Origin of the sequence: Moorena sp. SIO2C4 (genome assembly GCF_010672485.1) — a bacterium.
In the GTDB taxonomy this organism is placed as follows: Bacteria; Cyanobacteriota; Cyanobacteriia; order Cyanobacteriales; family Coleofasciculaceae; genus Moorena; species Moorena producens.
This window is the reverse complement of the sequence record NZ_JAAHGN010001593.1, coordinates 1-1,007: the sequence shown is the minus strand read 5'-3', so window position 1 is coordinate 1,007 and position 1,007 is coordinate 1. Positions and strand designations below refer to the sequence as shown.

The 1,007-nt window shown below is 49.5% G+C and carries 1 protein-coding gene; it reads left to right on the top strand.

Annotation, left to right across the window (positions count from 1 at the left end; all coding sequences use genetic code 11):
- Nucleotides 1-934: 3'(2'),5'-bisphosphate nucleotidase (locus F6K20_RS39755; protein WP_287298617.1), on the top strand; the 934-nt coding region annotated here is incomplete at its 5' end.
- Nucleotides 935-1,007: the final 73 nt, after the last annotated feature.

The window sequence follows — 1,007 nt, the reverse complement described above, 5'->3', positions numbered from 1 at the left end:
TGCCAAAATTTGTGAGCAAGTCCGGAGTGAACGGGTGACTCAAGCTATGGAAAAAAGTGACAAAAGCCCTGTCACTGTTGCCGATTATGGGTCTCAGGCAGTGATTTGCCGCTTACTTGCCCAAGGCTTTCCTAATGATCCAGTAGTGGGTGAAGAAGATGCTGCTGATTTGGTGGAACCAACCATGGCGAATCAGTTGGCACAGGTAACCAGTTATGTGCAATCTGTAACTAATGATGCTACTCCTGAGGCAGTGGTTAGTTGGATTAATCTAGGCAATGGAGAGATTGGACCTCGCTACTGGACCTTAGACCCGATTGATGGCACCAAAGGGTTTCTGCGTAATGATCAATATGCTGTTGCCTTGGCTTTGGTAGAACAAGGTGAAGTGAAAGTAGGAGTGCTAGCTTGCCCAGCTTTACCCGTCAACCTAGCACAACCAGATGGTGAACGGGGTGTGCTATTTGTGGCAGTACGGGGTCAGGGAGCAACCATGGTACCGATTAGTGGTGGGGAACCCGAATCGATTCAAGTCACTGATGCTGACAATACAGCAGAACTCCGGTTCGTCGAAAGCGTGGAGTCTGGTCATGGTGACCATTCTCGGCAAGATTTGGTAGCTAAGGCGGTGGGAATTACTGCAGATTCCCTGCGGATGGATTCTCAGGCTAAGTATGGTGCGGTTGCCTCTGGTCAAGCAGCCCTTTACCTACGTTTACCGTCATCGAAGTATCCCAACTACCGTGAGAAAATTTGGGACCATGCTGCAGGCACCATTGTTGTGGAGGAAGCTGGTGGGCTTGTTACAGATATGCATGGCAAGCCCCTGAACTTTTCGATCGGTTCTAAGCTAGTTGAAAATCAGGGTGTGGTTGTCAGCAATGGTGTGATTCATGAGACGGTGTTGGCAGCACTGCGGGATACAGCTAACTAGAAACAGCTAAAGCACAGGGCAGATCAGAACCTAGGGCAACGATCCGGCAAGAGAAATACTATTCCCTTGCCGA